The organism is Parabacteroides sp. AM08-6 (assembly GCF_003473295.1).
GTDB lineage: Bacteria > Bacteroidota > Bacteroidia > Bacteroidales > Tannerellaceae > Parabacteroides.
Genome location: NZ_QRMP01000061.1, coordinates 1 through 1,864, shown reverse-complemented (window position 1 = coordinate 1,864; position 1,864 = coordinate 1). Strand labels below are relative to the sequence as shown.

At 49.2% G+C, this 1,864-nt stretch carries 3 protein-coding genes; all 3 read right to left on the bottom strand.

The window, feature by feature from the left end; translation table 11 throughout:
- Positions 1-158 precede the first annotated feature (158 nt).
- Positions 159-584, bottom strand: coding sequence for a hypothetical protein (locus tag DW103_RS17700; RefSeq protein ID WP_122278582.1), 426 nt, complete (start codon positions 582-584; stop codon positions 159-161).
- Positions 585-586: 2 nt separating this feature from the next.
- Positions 587-1,087, bottom strand: coding sequence for a phage virion morphogenesis protein (locus tag DW103_RS18550; RefSeq protein WP_233545731.1), 501 nt, complete (start codon positions 1,085-1,087; stop codon positions 587-589).
- 129 nt (positions 1,088-1,216) lie between these two features.
- Positions 1,217-1,864, bottom strand: a 648-nt coding sequence (locus tag DW103_RS18155) for a hypothetical protein (protein ID WP_158576715.1), incomplete at its 5' end; no start/stop codon positions are given.

The following is a 1,864-nucleotide window of genomic DNA, read 5'->3' as shown; positions in this document are numbered from 1 at the left end:
CATGGTGTCACACAACTGTATGTATACGAGAACATAATAAAAGACATGTTCGTAATCTCTTATTCGACTTTTAACCGCTGGCTTTCCTATCCGGCCAAACATGAACTGAAGTATGGCCGGAAAAAGAAAGAAGAGGATAAACGCCAGTTGTCCCTGTTTTAGTCCAGTATCGCCATCCCATTGAAATCGACGAAGGTCACCATCCATCCTTTGTATTTGTGATAATGTTGCCAGCCGGAAGGCACAAGGCTGGTCGACGTGCTTCCCGCCATCCGGATTTGCTTTCCCTGAAGGATATCCATTACTTGGCCGGCAATCGCTTCATGGTCTTGTATGACGTTGTCGGCAATGGAGCCATCCTGTGCGGCTGTACAGGCGCTAACAATATGAATGCGCAGGGAGAAGTCGGCACGACTTACAGGGCCGGCAACCTGCTCCAGCGGGATGCGCTCCGGAAATTCCACAAATGCGACCGGCGACACGTAGATGACACCTTCGTACTGCGCGTTATACCATTGTACTGTCTTTAACTGGGGGATTGTGTTTAAAAGCTCCCGGACGGAATTAAATGTTTCGTAAAGCATAATCAGAATTTTTTAATGAGTTTATCTATTTCCTTTTCAAACTTAGCCTGTATTTTCTGCTCCAACTGTTCAGACGGCCCGATGAACTGGCGCTCAGGCATCGTAAAGCCCGGAGGACGTCCGGCCTGCAACCCTTCGTTGTGTACCTGTGCGTAGGGCTTATCCACAATAATGGTAACTTTTCCGGGTTCCCGTTCCCCGACGATGCTGTTAGCCATGTGCGTTCCTTTCGTGTCGCTGGCATGGGAAATCAGGAGGGCGCGGCCTTCGTTTTTGGCTTTCCACTTTTCGAGAGTCTTACCGGATATCGGCTTGCCGTTTCGCCGTGGAATCTTCCTTTTCGGCCATTTTACCAGGTTTTTGTCGGTAAAGCCCTGAAAGACGAAGCTGTTCTGGAAGTGGTTCAGGGCTTCCGTCTCCACGATCCTGAGGGCATCGTCCTGCAGGAATTTTTGGAAGGCACTAATTAAGGCCTGTGTAGGGCCAGTAATATTTTCGTTCATATTTTGATATTGGTAAATAATTCCTTATATTTGTAGCACGTTTCCACGCAAAGGAAACGGGGACTGTGTTACGCTTCGGGCGGCTCGGACCACTGTTCGCCCCGACAGAAATGCCGGGGTGTCCTATTTTTAGAAAGTGTATATATCTCCTTCCCTGCCTGTAAAGAAATAACGCGTATGTATCCCTGCCTTCTTTAGTTTATCCAGTTCTATATGTACTTGTTTTGTCTCTTTATCGAATTGGAATAGTACAACCTTAGCACCTTGTTTCCGGACCGCCTTTACCGCATGGCGCACGATATTGTTATGGCTTGACAAGCGTTTTAAATCGGCGGGCAATCCGTCTATAACCACGTCTGGCGAAGAGACGCCCGACTGTTCTGCCTGATGTTCCACACGATAGCCATTCCTGGCAAACACCCGGCACATCTCCGTCTCTTTTTTATACTTCATGCGTTCGTTCTTGTTCATGGTTCCGGCTTCTATACGCTGCCGGTGTGTTGCCAGATAGCCGCCATTATTCCCATTGAAATAATCCTTTTGCCATTCCATGCCCAGAGCTTCGTATTCACCCCAGGACTTCAGCACGTCGGAGGCCGGCCGGATGTTCTGCCGGACAAAGTAATACAGGCGGTCTTTTTCTTTCTCGGTCAGACCTTTATAATACGGGTGTGAGGTGTCGAATATCTGTGCCGTCTTACCGACGTTCGTCTGGAACATCTCCGGGACAACCGGCACGCCTGGAGGCATCCTGACCGGGTCATCGGTCGGCTGCAC